This window comes from Cupriavidus sp. 05L310 (assembly GCF_056398185.1).
This window is the reverse complement of the sequence record NZ_JBFTOX010000010.1, coordinates 131,761-146,693: the sequence shown is the minus strand read 5'-3', so window position 1 is coordinate 146,693 and position 14,933 is coordinate 131,761. Positions and strand designations below refer to the sequence as shown.

12 protein-coding genes, 1 tRNA gene and 1 pseudogene are annotated in these 14,933 nt (G+C 67.7%); 6 read left to right on the top strand and 8 right to left on the bottom strand.

The window, feature by feature from the left end; genetic code table 11:
* Positions 1–118: 118 nt before the first annotated feature.
* The gene (locus AC1DS6_RS09700; RefSeq protein WP_441632949.1) at positions 119–358 is read left to right on the top strand and encodes a hypothetical protein; all 240 of its coding nucleotides are present in this window, start codon (positions 119–121) and stop codon (positions 356–358) included.
* A 58-nt stretch (positions 359–416) separates the two neighbouring features.
* On the opposite strand, the gene AC1DS6_RS09695 is transcribed toward AC1DS6_RS09700, so the two are convergent.
* Complete coding sequence (locus tag AC1DS6_RS09695; protein ID WP_428179148.1) at positions 417–743, bottom strand: YciI family protein; 327 nt, start codon at positions 741–743, stop codon at positions 417–419.
* Between the two features lie 59 nt (positions 744–802).
* The gene (locus AC1DS6_RS09690) at positions 803–1,789 is read right to left on the bottom strand and encodes a quinone oxidoreductase family protein (protein ID WP_441632947.1); all 987 of its coding nucleotides are present in this window, start codon (positions 1,787–1,789) and stop codon (positions 803–805) included.
* Between the two features lie 154 nt (positions 1,790–1,943).
* On the opposite strand from AC1DS6_RS09690, the gene AC1DS6_RS09685 reads away from it, so the two are divergent.
* Together AC1DS6_RS09685 and AC1DS6_RS09680 are read left to right on the top strand one after the other, a co-directional pair.
* Positions 1,944–2,801, top strand: a complete 858-nt coding sequence (locus AC1DS6_RS09685; protein WP_441632990.1) for a LysR family transcriptional regulator — start codon at positions 1,944–1,946, stop codon at positions 2,799–2,801.
* 178 nt (positions 2,802–2,979) lie between these two features.
* Complete coding sequence (locus AC1DS6_RS09680; protein WP_441632945.1) at positions 2,980–4,296, top strand: MFS transporter; 1,317 nt, start codon at positions 2,980–2,982, stop codon at positions 4,294–4,296.
* Positions 4,297–4,390: 94 nt separating this feature from the next.
* On the opposite strand, the gene AC1DS6_RS09675 is transcribed toward AC1DS6_RS09680, so the two are convergent.
* The 3 genes from AC1DS6_RS09675 to AC1DS6_RS09665 form a co-directional block, all read right to left on the bottom strand.
* Positions 4,391–5,764 carry a DUF3999 domain-containing protein gene (locus tag AC1DS6_RS09675; protein ID WP_441632943.1) on the bottom strand — a complete coding sequence of 458 codons (1,374 nt, stop codon included), beginning with the start codon at positions 5,762–5,764 and terminating at the stop codon, positions 4,391–4,393.
* On the bottom strand, positions 5,764–8,634 hold the full coding sequence (locus AC1DS6_RS09670; RefSeq protein WP_441632941.1) for a DUF2339 domain-containing protein: 2,871 nt from the start codon (positions 8,632–8,634) through the stop codon (positions 5,764–5,766). The genes AC1DS6_RS09675 and AC1DS6_RS09670 overlap by 1 nt, the downstream gene beginning before the upstream one ends.
* Positions 8,635–8,790: 156 nt before the next feature.
* Positions 8,791–9,138, bottom strand: coding sequence for a DUF2314 domain-containing protein (locus tag AC1DS6_RS09665; RefSeq protein ID WP_441632939.1), 348 nt, complete (start codon positions 9,136–9,138; stop codon positions 8,791–8,793).
* Positions 9,139–9,259: 121 nt separating this feature from the next.
* Between AC1DS6_RS09665 and AC1DS6_RS09660 the strand changes: the two genes are divergently transcribed.
* The gene (locus AC1DS6_RS09660; RefSeq protein WP_441632937.1) at positions 9,260–9,925 is read left to right on the top strand and encodes a DNA-3-methyladenine glycosylase I; all 666 of its coding nucleotides are present in this window, start codon (positions 9,260–9,262) and stop codon (positions 9,923–9,925) included.
* Between the two features lie 597 nt (positions 9,926–10,522).
* Positions 10,523–10,909, top strand: coding sequence for a hypothetical protein (locus tag AC1DS6_RS09655; RefSeq protein ID WP_441632935.1), 387 nt, complete (start codon positions 10,523–10,525; stop codon positions 10,907–10,909).
* 235 nt (positions 10,910–11,144) lie between these two features.
* On the opposite strand, the pseudogene AC1DS6_RS09650 reads toward AC1DS6_RS09655, so the two are convergent.
* Positions 11,145–11,363 (bottom strand): annotated as a pseudogene (locus tag AC1DS6_RS09650) (recombinase family protein); the annotation flags it as partial.
* A gap of 270 nt (positions 11,364–11,633) precedes the next feature.
* On the opposite strand from AC1DS6_RS09650, the gene AC1DS6_RS09645 reads away from it, so the two are divergent.
* Positions 11,634–12,968, top strand: a complete 1,335-nt coding sequence (locus AC1DS6_RS09645; RefSeq protein ID WP_441632933.1) for an HdeD family acid-resistance protein — start codon at positions 11,634–11,636, stop codon at positions 12,966–12,968.
* 97 nt (positions 12,969–13,065) lie between these two features.
* On the opposite strand, the gene AC1DS6_RS09640 is transcribed toward AC1DS6_RS09645, so the two are convergent.
* Positions 13,066–13,141: transfer RNA gene (locus AC1DS6_RS09640), tRNA-Ala, on the bottom strand.
* A 40-nt stretch (positions 13,142–13,181) separates the two neighbouring features.
* Positions 13,182–14,903 carry a thiosulfohydrolase SoxB gene (gene soxB / locus AC1DS6_RS09635; RefSeq protein ID WP_441632931.1) on the bottom strand — a complete coding sequence of 574 codons (1,722 nt, stop codon included), beginning with the start codon at positions 14,901–14,903 and terminating at the stop codon, positions 13,182–13,184.
* Positions 14,904–14,933: the final 30 nt, after the last annotated feature.

Sequence of the window (14,933 nt, the reverse complement as noted above, 5' to 3'; positions counted from 1 at the left end):
ACGACGCGCCACGAAGCGCGTCAGGCTGGAGAACACCGTGGTCAAGCGCACAGCCCACAGGCCCTGGCTGCCCCATGCAAACTGGTGGCAGCCAGGCGTGTATGCAAGTGGACCGGCTGTGCTCCTCTGGATCGCAGCCCGCCTGCCCGCCCCCTGGCTGGCCGACCTGTTCAATGCACCAGGCGCGGCCGTGCTGCTCAACCATTGCGGCGATACGGTTTTCGTGGCTGGCTGGATAGCCAGTGCGCTGTGGCTCTGGCTCACGCGAAACCGTCCGGAACCAGACGCCGCGCAACAGCAACCCAATGTGGACAGGCCAGCCAAAGCCGGCAGGCCACCGCGGCGGCACGTCGGCTAGCGCCCCCTTCCCGCCGCCACGCGACGCTGGCCTTTGACGCGGTCCGCGCTTCGGTACCTTAGTTCTCCACGGCCCGTTCCACCACTGCCGCGTCCGGCGCCCATGCCGCCGGCACGTCGCCCGCGCGCAGCCCGGGCGCCCAGGCAATCGTCTCGTAGTCGGCCAGGCCTTCCCGATGGAAGGGGTCTTCGGCCAGCCAGCCCGCCACCTCCTCGCGGCTTGTCCCGCGTGCCAGGATGGCGCCGCCCACGCGCGGCTCCTGCCGGCCCGAGAGCAGGAAATGGCCGGCAGCATAGTGGCGGTGAAGGAAGTCGCGGTGTGCCGCCAGGTGCCGGTCGAGTTCTTCCAGGGGCGCGCGGTAGCGCAACAAGATCAGGTACAGCATGGAACGCTCCAAAGGTTGTCCAATCCCGGCCGGGCTTGGCGATGGCAATGCGGCGCCGTTCATGGCAGCAGCAACAGGGAGCCGGAAGTCTCGCCGGCTTCGAGCCGGCGATGCGCCTCGGCGGCCTCGGCCAGTGGCAGGCGCGCGCCGATCTCCACTTTCAGGCCGGCCTCCAGCCTTGCGAGCGTGGCCTGGGCGCCTTCGCGGTAGCGCGCGAGATCGGCCATGAAGCGGAACACGCCCGGCCGGGACAGCGCAATCGACCTGGCCGGCCCCAGCGCTGCCAGGTCGAGCGGCCCGCTGTCGCCGCCCACCTGACCGATGCTGGCCACCATGCCATATGGCCTTACCGCTGCCAGGGTGCGCGCCAGTGTGTCGGCGCCGATGCCATCGATGGCGAAGTCCACCCCGTCGCCGCCACCGAATTCGCGCGCGGCAGCAACGAAATCCGCCTCACGATAACGCACCGCGCGCTCCAGGCCGTGCGCCAGCGCCAGCGCCGCCTTGGCCTCGCTGCCAACGGTGCCGATCACGCGCGCGCCCAGCGCACGCGCCCACTGCACCAGCACCAGGCCCAGACCACCCGCCGCCGCGTGCACCAGCACGCTGTCGCCAGCGCGCAGCGGGCGCACCCGGCCATAGAGCATGTGCGCCGTCATACCGCGCAGCAGGGCGCCCGCGGCGGCCTCGTCCGGCACGCTCTCGGGCAGCGCCACGGCGCGCTCGGCCGGCAAGTTGCGCACGCGGGCATAGGCGCCCGCCGGAGGGCCGGCATAGGCCACTCGCTGCCCTTCCGACAGGCCGCTGACGCCAGGCCCCACCGACTCCACGATGCCCGCGCCCTCCACGCCCAGCGTGGCAGGGAGAGCCGGCAAGGGATAGAGGCCGGTGCGATGGTAGACATCGACGAAGTTCACCCCGATGGCGGTGTGGATCAGCCGGATTTCGCCCGGGCCGGGCGCAGGGACGGGTACGGTTTCCAGGCGCAATGCTTCGCGCCCACCGGGGGCATGCAGGCGCACTTGAAGTGAAGGGATGGCAGTCATGGCGGACTCCGCGAGATGGCGTATCGAATCGTTGAACGTGCAGGTAGCGTCGAAAAGTCGACTCGCATCACGATAGCCCGGTGCAAAATAGATCGGAACTCCCAAATCGTTCGCGTTTATTGTGCAAATTTCGACAGAACAAGGTGGCCTTCCCCTGGACTGGGACGACGTGCGGTACTTCCTCGCACTGGCCCGCCAGCGCAGCCTGTCCGGCGCGGCCAGAGTGCTTCACGTGGAACACTCCACGGTAGCGCGACGCGTGCAGGGCCTTGAAACCAGGCTGGGCGTGCGGTTGTTCGACCGGCTGCCGCGCAGCTGGCCGCTGACCGCCGAAGGCGAGGCCTTGCTCGCCCACGCGAGCCGGATGGAGGAAGAGGCGCTTGCCTTTGGCCGGGCCGCGCTGGGCGCCAGCACGCTGGAGGGCACTGTCAGGCTATCGGTACCCCCCGTTTTCGGGAGCCATTTCCTGGTCCCCCGCCTGGCCGCGCTGCGCCCGCAGTGGCAAGGGATCGTGCTCGACCTGACGGGCGAAGCGCGCGCCGCCGATCTCCATCGCGGCGAGGCTGACCTGGCCGTGCGGCTGTCGCGGCCCCAGCAGCCGGGGCTGGCGGCGCGCAAGCTGGGCGAAATGGGCTACGGCCTTTATGGCGGCCACGGCTGGGTCGGGCTGCCCCAGGATGCCTGGGTCTTCCTCGGCTACGGCGAATCCTTGCGCGAGGTACCGCAGCAGCGCTGGCTGGAGCGCCTGGCCGGCGAGCGGCCCTTCGTGATGCACGCCAACGATCTCGCCACCCTGCACCAAGGCTGCCGCGCAGGGCTGGGCCTGGCCGTACTGCCGCATTTCCTGGCGCGCGACGACCCTGCCCTGTTCGGCATGATGCCGCCGGATGCGGCCCTGCGGCGTGATATCTGGCTGGCGGTACACCCTGACGTGCGACGCTCGCCGCGCGTGCGGGCCGTGGCCGAGGCGCTGGCCAAGGCGGTACAGGAAGCGTCCGGCAGCCTGATCTGACCGCTTCCCGGAACAAGGCGGTGCATCCGCCGCCACCCGCAGGGGCGCGGCACAGGCTGGACACAAAGAGCACCGGCGCGCTGGTTAATTAAAGAATCGCTTACTATTCTGCCTTTCAGGGCACACGCGCCGTCCCGGGCCAAGCCCTCCGCCGATTTCTCATTGCATCAAACGGATCATGCAAGCCACCGCCGCAACACCTCAAGTTCACGAAATATCCAGATCCCAGCGACGAAAGGCGATTCTTGCCGCCACCATCGGCAATGGCCTCGAATGGTTCGACTTCACCGTCTACAGCTTTTTCGCGCTGATCATTGCCAAGTTGTTCTTCCCCACCGGCAATGACCTCACTTCCTTCTTGCTGACCGTCGCCACCTTCGGCGTGGGCTTCTTCATGCGCCCGGTCGGCGCCATCGTGCTAGGCGTCTATGCCGACCGCGTGGGCCGCAAGGCGGCACTGACCCTGACCATCCTGATGATGGCGTTCGGTACGGCCATCATCGGCCTGGCGCCCACCTATTCGTCGATCGGCCTGTGGGCGCCCGCGCTGATCGTGCTGGCCCGCCTGATCCAGGGCTTCTCGGCCGGCGGCGAGGTTGGCGGCGCCACCGCCTTCCTGATCGAGCACGCGCCCGACGAGGAGCGCGGCGTCTACGCCAGCTGGCAGCAGGCCAGCCAGGGCATTTCCTTCATGCTGGGCGCGGCCATGGGCGCGCTGGTGATCAATGGCCTGGAGCCGGAGCAGATCGATGCCTGGGGCTGGCGCATCCCGTTCCTGTTCGGCCTGCTGATCGGCCCGGTCGGCATGTATATCCGCTCGCACCTGGAAGAGCCGCCCGCCTTCGAGGCGCGCCGCGCGGAGCGCAAGGCCAGCAACATCAAGTTCTCCCCGCTGACGCAGGTGCTGCGCGACCATCCGCGCGAAGTGCTGGCCGGCCTGGGCGTGACCATCCTGTGGACGGTGTGCACCTATGTGCTGGTGTTCTACATGCCGTCCTACGCCAAGCAGCAGCTCGGCCTTCCGCTGGGCGCGACCTTCCAGTCGACCGCCCTGTGCGGCGCCATCATCCTGGTGCTGTGCCCGCTGATGGGCATGCTGTCCGACCGCCTGGGCCGCAAGCGCATGCTGGGTACCGTGGCACTGGTCATCGGCGTGCTGGCCTATCCGCTGTTCCACTGGCTCAACGTCTCGCCGACCACCCAGACCCTGCTGATGGTCCAGGTGATCCTCGGCATCCTGCTGGCGGCCTTCACCGGCCCGGCGCCGGCGGTGCTGGCAGAGCAGTTCCCGACCGAGGTCCGCTCGACCGGCCTGTCGCTCGCCTACAACTTCGCCGTGACCATCTTCGGCGGCTTTGCCCCGCTGATCGTGACCTGGCTGATCGCATCGACCGGCAGCAAGCTGGCGCCCGCGTACTACGTGATCGCCGCTGCCGTGGTGAGCTTTGTCGCGCTGCTGTTCATGCACGACCGTACCGGCAAGCCCTTGCAGTAACCGGTCCCGCCGGCGGATTTGCTCCGGCCGGCGACGACGAAATGAAGAAGGCCAACCACCCGGTTGGCCTTTTTCTTTGTGCGTGCACGGGCGTTCAGGACGCCGGCGGATCTCGCTCCGGCGGCGGCGCGGCCGGCTCGCCCAGCGTTCGCAACAAGCGCCAGGCCATTGCGCCCAATACGCCCACGGCCAGCAGTAGCGCGCCCCACAAGACAAGGCGCCGGTTGCGCTGGGCGTCGGCGGGCGCCGCGGCGGACCGCGGCGACGCGTTCATGCCGGCAATCCGCGCCTTGGCGATGACCGGTGCCGGACCGGCCAGCAACTCGGCACGCGCGACCGGCCCGGGTTCCCGCGGCTGCGCCGCGGGTTCGCCCACCGCCAGCGAAAACGGCGCCGCGCCACGCGCGACAAACGTCACCACGGCGGGACGCCATCCCAGCGCCAGCAGCGGCATGCCGCTGCCAAGGCCGCCGGCGCGCGCATCCACGCTCAGGCGCCACAGACGATCGGCATTGCGCTCGATCGCCAGCGGCGCGCTCTCCTGCTCCCCACCGCCCGCACCGGCGAGCCGGTAGAGCTGCCCGCTGCTCACCATGCGCCAGGCCGACTCCGGGTCAGGGCGCGACCACAGCGTCGCCCGCACCACCGTATTGGGCTGCGGCAGGCGAATGCGCACCCGCTCGGCGGGGAAGCGCCCGCCGGTGTCGAACACGTAGTCGCCGCCAGCCTGGGCCTGCGTGGCGGCGATGTCCTCGCGCCATTGCAGCGCCAGCGGCGGCGGCGTGCCCGCCGCCACGATCTCCACCTGCACGCGCGCCGGCGCCGGCGGCACGCCCTGCCACTGCAAGCGCAGGTAGCGCGCCCGCAAGCGCCCCAGCGCGACCCGGTCCTGGCTGAGCACGCTGCCCGCGCGGCTGACCCGCAGCAATTGCGCGCTGCCCACGGCGTGCCAGTGCTGCAGGTCGTCGCTGCTGGCGACGTCCACCGCGCCCTGGTATTCGCCGTCCGGCAGCCCGATCACCACCGCGGCGGCATCCTCGCGCAGCTTGCTCAGGTCCAGCAGCCATGCCCCTGCGCTGGCGGCGGCCGGTTGCGGACTGGCCGCCCGCAGCGCGCCGTCGGTGCCGATCACCACGCCCATGGGCGCGGCCTGGCGCTGCGCCAGCGCCGGCAGCGCGAACCAGGGCACGTCACTCAGCGTACGCGCCTCGGCCGCCGGCTCGGGCGGCAAGTCCAGCGCATAAGGCAGCAATTCGCCGGCGCCGTTGCGCACCCGCAGGTCGGCCAGCCCCGGCCGCGCGCTATGGGCGTAGACATCGGCGTCCAGGGTCACGGCGTAGTAGGCCGCCACGCCCTCGGTGGCCAGCGTGAAGCGCTCGGCCCGGGCCAGTGGTGACAGCAGCAGCGCCCCCAGCAGAAGCGGTAGAGCCGCCAGGTCGCGCGCGCCAGCCTTTGGGAAAACCGGCATCAAATAACCTCCTTGGCCTTCGGCGGCAAGGGCGAGAAGTAACCGATCAGCAACAGCAGCACGCCCACGCCGATAAACGAGATGATCCGCTCGATACCCTTGACGAAGGACAGGTCGAACAGGAACAGCTTGACCACGGTCAGGCCCAGCAGCGCGCCGCCGATAAACCACAGCGCGCGCGTGCCGCGCCGGGTAGCCACCACCATGGCAATCAGCGCCAGCACGGTCCAGAACACCGACAGCGAAGCCTGCACCAGCGTCGAGCCGCCCAGGTCCTGCAGCGTGTACGGCACGCCGGTCCAGTGATGGAGCGTGCGCAGCAGCATCGCGTTGCACCACAGGAACACGGTGGCGGACGCGGCATACTCGAGCGCGCGCGGCCGCGTTGCCAGGCCCAGCGCGGCAAGCCGGTGTTGCCACAGCCCCACCGCCAGCATGGCCAGCAACTGGGCGACGTCGAGCGGGTTGAGCAGCGGCAGGTAGAACAACGGCGCGGCGTCGCCATCGCTGGCCACGCTGGCGAGGCTCCACAGCCACAGCAGCGCCGCCAGCGGCAGCGCGCCCCACAGCAGGTAGGCCCGCGCGAAGCGCGCCACCGGCCAGCGCAGGCGCCAGCCCCAGGCCGAGAGCAGCGCCAGCAGCCCGCCATAGCCATAGGCCCAGGCGCTCCAGCTCCACGCGCCCTCCGGCACGTAGGCGCGCAGCCGCCAGTAGGCTTCGGTGGAAAGCAGCACGCACAGCGTCCAGAACAGCAGCGCATGCATGGGCGCCAGCGCGGCATCGCGTTCATCGCCCTGCTGCCGCCACAGCAACAGCAAGGCCGCGCCAAAGACCAGCAGCCAGGCCAGCGCGCCGATGCCGTGCAGGGGCGACGCCGACCAGATCGCGCAACTGAGCGCGCCCAGGATAGCCAGCACCGGCGTCATGGCCAGCGCAGGCTTGCCGGCCAGCGGCCATGCCAGCACGCGCCGCGCCAGGTGCGCCAGCCACGCGCTCAACACCGCGAACAGCGCCAGCGTGGCGAGCAGCGCGCGCACGGCCCAGTCGAGCACGTCGTACCAGTGATGGATCTCGACCACGCCGCCACCCAGCCACCACAACAGGCCCCACGCCGCGGCGGCAAGGCCCAGCGGCACGGATGGCGCGAACCAGGCGCGCGCCTCTCGCCCGTGCAGGCGCCAGCCGCTGAAAACACCGGACACCGCCAGCAGCAGCGTGCCCACGTAGCGGCCGTTCAGCACTGGCCACGCCAGTGGCGTGGACGCGAACAGGCTGCCCGCCGCGAAAGCCACGCCGGCCGCCAGTTGCAGCAGCAGCCCCGACGCCAGCGCCAGGCGGCGCTGCTGGCGCACGCCCACCCACACCACGGCGGCGCCCTCCACCGCCCACACGGCACTGGTGGTGCGCCCGTCGAAGGCCAGCGGCACGGCCAGCGTGGCAAAGATCGCGCCCAGTGCCAGCATGGCTTCGAACAACATGCCCAGGCGATCGCGGCGCGCCGACAACCACGCGGCCAGGCCGAGATAAAACGCTGCGAGCGCGACCGCGCTCCATGCCATGGCAAAAGGAATATGACGCACCAGCGCGGCTTGCAGGCCCATCGCCAGCAGCGGCGTGCCGAACACCAGCGTGCCGTCGACGTAGTCCTTGAGGCTGACCTGCCGGCGCAACGCGTAGAGCAGCGCGATGCCCGTGTACATCAGGAAAAACAGGAGCAGGAACGGCTCGGTGGTAGCCAGCAGTTCAGGCCGGTAGTTGAGCGCGCCCCACGCCGTGCCGATGCCGAAGGTAAACGCAAAGCCCAGCAGGTTGAGCGGGCGCCAGGCCCGGAACCAGGCAATGGCAAAGATGCCGGCATTGAGCAGCGCGTAGTAGCTGAACAGCATCACATGGCTGCCACCGCCAGTGGAAATCAGTACCGGAGCGAGGAAGCCACCCGCGCTGCCGGTGAATGCCAGCACCGGAGCGTTCTGCAGCACCGCCAGGCCGCCGGCGAGCGCGCAGATGGCCACCATCAGCGGGAAGGCCGCCGCGGCCGGCAACAGGCCGTAGAGCTTGGTGGCGGCGAACACGGTCAGATACAGCACGCCCACGCCGCCGCCCTGCAACACCAGGGCATAGGCAGCGCGCCGCTCGCGCAGCCGCCAGCCCGCCGCCAGCAGCGCGACCGCGCCGGCAGCCACGCCCGCCAGCCGGAATTCGACCGGCAGCATGGCATTGTCGGAGGCAAACTTGAGCAGGAAGGCCACGCCGAAGAAGAGGATCAGGATGCCGACCCGTACCACGCTGTTGCCGCCCAGCAGCCAGCCGCGCGCGGCGGACACCGCGCGTTCGATGAAATCGGGCTCCTGCGGGGCGAATGCGGACGAGAGCGAGGGTTCCACGTGTGGCGCGGGCAGGTCCGCGGCGGCGACGGAGATCGGTGCGGATGCCGTGGGAGCACGAACCGGGGCCGGCACAGAAGGGAAAGTTGGCGGAAGGCTGGCCGCCGGAGCGAACGACGGCTCGGGCATCGCCGTTGCGGCCGCCACCGGGCCTTCCGCCGATGCCGGTTCGAATGCCGGGAATCCGTGCGCCGCTGGCGTACCTTCCACTGCGTCAGCCTGCTGGGGCATCGCCGAGGTCTCGCCGCGCAACTGCGCCATCTCGCGCTTGAGCGTGGCCAGTTCCTGCTCGAGGCGCGCCACGCGAGCCGCGAGCGAAGGCGCCTCCGGCGCGCCCTGTGCCTCCCCATCGGGCCGTGGCCGCGCAGGCCGGTCGCTGACCATCCAGCCAAAGCCGAAGCCCAGTATCGCGCCCGTCAGGGCACCGCCAAACCCGGCCGCCGCGGCGCCGAGCAGCAAGCCAATCACCGCGAATATCCAACGCATCAGATGAGATTTCGCCTAGGAAGGTTGGGGAGATCGGCGGCCAGTGGCACCGATACAGCGTTTGCCGGCACGGGGAACCGCCTGAATCATGCGCGCCCAGTGTAGCGCGAGGGCGACATCGTCAGGCGATGCCAGCCATGCCGGCCGGCCCCGCGGTCATTCTTCGTCGCTATGGATGTTGATCACGTGCCGCGGCTCGAACCACAGCGGCATGCCGGGTTCCATCTCCTCCGTGCAGTAGGGCTGGTTGTCGAGTTCCCCGCTGTAGAGATCCCCCTCGCGCCCGGTGACAACCACCCACATGCGCTCCACGTGCTGCTCGTCGCGGTCCTGCTCGTCGGTGGTAACGATGCGAAAGATCAGCTTCACCAGCTGGCCGGGCTGCAGCGCCTGCCGGTCTTCCAGCGGCGGCACCCAGAATGTCTCCGGGTGCGCCTCGCCGATGACTTCACCGTCGTCGAGCTGCCAGCCGTCTTCTTCGATGGTCGCCAGTCGTTTGTCCATGTCAGTCCTCAAGAAAATCGTTCTTCACGGCCGGCATCGTAGCAAACGCATCGTGCGTCCGTGCGGGCAGGACATGCCGCGCGAGTCGCTTTAAGATGGCGGATCGAAGGAGAACGCACCCATGGCAGCAGACAACAGCGTGGCAAGAAAGGCAGCGAAAAAGGTGGCCGGGAAAGCCGTACAGGCGGAGCGCGTGCGCTGCGGCTGGTGCGGCACCCTTGAGGACTATTGCCACTACCACGACAGCGAGTGGGGCTTTCCGGTCGACGACGACCGCCGCCTGTTCGAGAAGCTATGCCTGGAAGGCTTCCAGGCGGGGCTGAGCTGGCTGACCATCCTGCGCAAGCGCGAGGCATTCCGCCGCGCCTTCGCCAACTTCGAGATCGACAAGGTGGCGCGTTTCGGCGAGCGCGATATCCAGCGGCTGTTGGGCGACGCCGGCATCGTGCGGCACCGGGGCAAGATCGAGGCGGCCATCAACAACGCGCAACGCGCCCGCGAACTGCTGGAGACGGAGCCGTCGCTGGCCGCCTACTTCTGGCGCTTCGAGCCGGATCCCGCCAGCCGGCCAGCGCTGCTGACGCCGGAAGTGCTGCGCACCATGGCTATCTCGCCCGAATCGACGGCACTGTCCAAGGACCTTAAGAAGCGCGGGTGGCGCTTTGTCGGTCCCACCACGATGTATGCGTTGATGCAGGCCATGGGCCTGGTTAACGACCATATGGAAGGCTGCTCGACTCGCGAGGAAGCTCTGCTGGCGAGAAAGACATTCAAGGTGCCGCGCTGAGGAGACGGGTTAACGTTGGCGGTGCGATATGCGGAAGGTATACGCTGCGACGCAGCGAATCAAAGGCGGACCGCGTATACGTATCCCGCAACGGTTGCCTTCTGTCTTTCTATATTGTTTACGTATACCAATATAGTAGTAGTAGGTAAACGACCCGATTTTCCGTGGATAAGCTTGTTTTCCCCTTTCTGTTCAAGGACTTGCGAACAAGATAAGTGCCAGGTATTAGCCTGAGTTCACGGGATATCTCGGTGACGTATACGTGGCGCGCAAAAACCGCCTCAAAGTTGTACGTATACGCCCCACAACCCGCCCCCAGCCGGGGCACAGCTTTCCTGCCTGCTTATCCCCAGGGTTTCGCGCAGTTATCCACAGGCCGGGGGATTCGCCCACGCCTTGCGCAGCACATGTTGCGCAAGGCCCCACGTTGGCAGGCGCACCTGTCTGCATTCACCCAACACCCTGAGCGAGAACGTGGCGGTGTATACGCTATTTCCGCCATTCAGGGGATGGCACGGTCCATGCGGTTAACAGCTTCGAGCGCGGCGCCGAAGCTCGTCTTCCCACCCGGAGCATCCGCTCCTTCGGAGAACCGTCATGAAGATCCATTGCTATGAACCACGAGAGAGCCGGACCAACTCGCCGGTGCGGGGCGCCGTGCGCAAGCTGCGGCAAGCCGTCTTGCTGATTCGCGTGCTCGCGCTATGTGTCAACTGCGTGGCATACGCGCAGCCCGCCGCGCCGGTCAAGTCAGTGGTCACGCCCGAGCAAACGTTTATGCCAGGCTACCTTGAAGCCGTCTCCACCGGCTATGACAACGGCCAGGCACTGCACGAATCCGAAGGTATCGCGACCTTGCGTGTACCGAGTACCGTTGCCAGCCAACTCCGGGCCTCTCCGGCGCCATCCGCGCCGGCACCTGTAGCTGCGGGACCATCGGTGATCCCGGTCTCGCAGAAGACCAGAAGGCCGCAGGGGCAGTGAGGGGAGTGCGTGGGCCCCCTCGGGGCCACCGGCAGCATCCTGGCTCCGAACCTGGCGCACTTGGTGCGGCCGCATTGCTCCGGGCCGTAGAGATCCGTTCGAGGATTTCAGGTTGCCGGCGCTTCAGAAGCGCCCGCTCGAACGGCACGCGATGCGCACGATATCTTCCAAACGCTGGGGCGTCTGCGTTGCCTGGTTTGTTGTCGGCAGAGCGCGCAGGGTAGTGTTAGCAACAGGCTGATGGTCTGCCGAACGTCTTGCCTTCTGCCCTTGCCCGACGCAAGCCCGCCTGTGTCCGCTCAATGACAAGGTCACGCTCGAATTCGGCCACGGCGTTGATCACGCCCATCGTCATCTTCCCTGCAGGACTGGTCAGGTCCACACCCCCGAGCGCCAAGCAATGGACGCGAACGCCAGCAGCATCCAACCGTTCCACTGTCGCCCGCACGGTCAGATTGCCTGAGATTCAAGTGTGACCGCAGCGATATCCGCATGTGGGTTCCATCAGGGCGCACTGATCACGATCCCGTCGTTGCATGATCGAACACTGGCACGCCTATGAGGCCGCGTGCGGTGCGATGGGGGAGCAGCTGTCGCGCAACACCCCAGCACCACGCTATAGGGCGATTGTCGACAATCGGAATGTGGCTGCCTGAGCCCAAGGACCGGCGATCCAACGGTAAAATCCGGCGAGCATTCCTTTGACACGATCCGGAGATTGCCGATGGTTCGCCTGCTGATGCTAATCCTTGGCGTGGATTACTTGCGTACGCGATGGCGCGCACTGGCCTGGGCCGGTGGCATCAGCCTGATCACCGGGGTGGTGCTGTTTATCGACGCACTCGATGACCGTCTCGATTTCCCGATCGAACCGTTTGCATGGCTGCTGCTGCTCGAAGGGCTAGCCACGATGGCGGTGGCGTGGACCGGAATGGGCGGTCAGCGCACGCTGCGCTATGTCAAGGGCATGGCGTTCAGCGTGGCGGCGATCCTGGTGCTGGCCGGCCATCACCATGGCCACATGATTCTGTCGCTGCTGTTCGGTCTGCTGTTTCTGGCCGACGGGCTGCTGCAGGTGGCATCGGCACGCGTGGTGCGCTTTCGTACGTGGCGGCTGGCGATGGCCGGCGGTATCGTCGAGATTGCGGTGGCAATCTTCTTTATCCAGCCCTACCCTACGCACTACGCGGGCACCGTGCCTTACTGCGTGGGCCTTGGGCTGATCTTCGGTGGCTGGAACATGCTGCTGCTCGCATCGCGCGTGCGCAGGCTGGCCGGAAATCCGGGACTGCGTGACACACCGGAAGCCGGCCCGGCCGATGATGCGGACCAGCGACTCACGACATGGAGCGGCCCGCCCGCCGCCGACGAACACGCGCTGACCGTGCACGTGTGGACGCCGGTCGGATCCGCAAAGACCGAAGCGCGCCGCCAGCCGATCATCGACCGCTATATCGCCGCGGTGGACCGCAATGGCGTGATTTCCACCGGCCACGCGGCGCTGGAATCGCCAGAAGGCATCTACATCAGCCTGTATCCGGCGGTCGAGATCGACCGCGCGCCCGACGATTTCACCCGACTGCTGCGCGCCACGCGCGAGAACGACGTACCCGGCACGTTCCAACCCGACTACCCCACCGAATCGAAAGCGTGGTGCCCGTCGACGGTGCAGGTGCGCATCCGCAACTACGACGCGCAGCGCCTGCGCGCATTCTGGGATGCCTATCAGCATGACACCACGTACAACCTGACCCACCGCAACTGTTCAAGTACTGTGGCACGGGCGCTCGATGCCGCGCTGGAAGGCGCCGGCGCGCGCGTATGGGCGCGGCTGGACGGGTGGTGGCCGTTGTTCCGCCTGGTACTGACTCCTGAACTGTGGGTGGCGGCGCACCTACGCAAGCGCGCCGCAACGATGGCGTGGACGCCGGGCCTGACCCTCGACTACGCACGCGCCATGAGCATGCTGGCCGATCCACGTCCCTTCGCCTGGGCCACGTTCATCGGGGCGCTGAAGCGGCGCGGTTCCGCCAGCCTGGCGGACGATCGGGACACCTAGCCGGTGCGTGGAGACTAGCCGAACAGAAATCTGAGGAAACCAGAAAGAAAAAAGGGCTTGGCGCATTGCCAAGCCCTTGATTTCATGAGTATTCGTATGGTGGACCGAAGGAGGATCGAACTCCCGACCTCTGCATTGCGAACGCAGCGCTCTCCCAGCTGAGCTATCGGCCCGTGACGGCTGATTGTAGCCCAGTTTTCGCCAGCATATCAATCACGCCGCCATGCCTGCGTTACCGGTCATTCCGCGCACGGTCGGCACGTTCAGCGGGCGTGCCGTGACCTCGCCGGAGGTGCGCAGCCACTGCGCCATCAGGTCCCAGATCGGGGGGCTGCCGCTCTGGCGGGCGTCTTCCGACACGGGCGCCCAACCGGCTACCTTGTAGGTCTTGCCGGCGTCGATGGGCCGGCCCTTGAGCCGCATGTCGGTGATGCGCCGGCCCATCGCGGCGGTGGGGTCAATCGCGTATTGCAGCCCGCCCACGCGCACCATGTCGCCACCCTGCTGGTAGTAGGGGTCCGGGTTGAACAGGTTGTCCGCCACGTCTTCGAGGATGGTCTTGATGGTCTCCCCGCTCATCGTCGTGACGGTGGTGTGCGGGTACGTGATGGCGGTCTGGTCCATCAGGTGTTCCATGGTGATGGCCTGGCCCGGCAACAGCGTGGTTCCCCAGCGGAACCCGGGTGAGAACGCGATCTCGGCGCCCTGCACGTCCATCAGGCCGTCGAGGATCAGCTGGTCGAAGGTGCCGTTGAAATTGCCGCGGCGGTACAGCAGGCCGCTGTTGCGGGCGAGCACTTCGCCGAGCTGCTTTTCGTACGGCGCGCGTACCTTGGCGATCAGCGCGTCCATGGCCGGATCGGCGGCGAGGTAGTTGGCGAAGACGGGTAACAGGCGGTAGCGGAAGCCGCCGATCTTGCCGCCCTTGACGTCGAAGTCGAGCACGCCCAGAAACTTGCCGTTGGAGCCGGCGTTGGTGACGAGCGTGGTGCCACCGGCGTTCTTGACCGCCACCGGCGCGGGCATGCCGTCGTGGGTGTGGCCGCCGAGGATGGCGTCGAGGCCGCGCACGCGCGAGGCAAGCTTGAGGTCCACGTCCATGCCGTTGTGCGACAGCAGCACGACGACCTGCGCGCCCTTGCCGCGCGCCTGGTCGATGACTTGCTGCAGGTTTTCTTCCTGGATGCCGAAGGTCCAGTCGGGCGTGAAGTAGCGCGGGTTGGCAATCGGCGTGTAGGGAAAGGCCTGGCCGATGATGGCGACCGGCACGCCGTTCATCTCGCGGATCACGTAGGGGTCGAAGACGGGATCGCCGAAGTCGTTGGTCTTGATGTTCTGCGCGAGGAAGGCGACCTTGCCCTTGAAGTCTCGCTCGACGATCTCGGTGACGCGTTCTGCGCCGAGCGTCATCTCCCAGTGCGGGGTCATCACGTCCACGCCGAGGGCGAGCGCGGCGTCGACCATGTCCTGCCCGCGCGTCCACAGCGCGGTGGCCGAGCCCTGCCAGGTATCGCCGCCGTCGAGCAGCAGCGCGCCGGGCCGGCCGGCCTTGAGTTGCTTGATGAGCGTGGCGAGGTGGGCGAAGCCGCCCACCTTGCCGTAGCGGCGCGCGGCTTCAGTGAAATCGAGATAGGTGAAGGCATGCGCCTGCGCGCTGCCGGGCGCGATGCCGTAGTGGCGCAGGAAGGCCTGGCCGACGAGGTGCGGCGGCTTGCCCGCGTAGTCGCCCACGCCGAGGTTGACGTTGGGCTCGCGGAAATACAGCGGCCGCAGCTGCGCATGGCAATCGGTGAAATGCAGCAGGTGCACATTGCCGAAGCGCGGCACGTCATAGAGCTTGCCGGCGGCCTGCGCGGCCTGTGCATCGGTGGCGGGAAAGGTCATGCCGCCGGCGCCGGCAATGGCCAGCACCTGCAGGAACTCGCGTCGGTTCATCGTCTCTTCCAGTGGATTGCATGCGCCGGT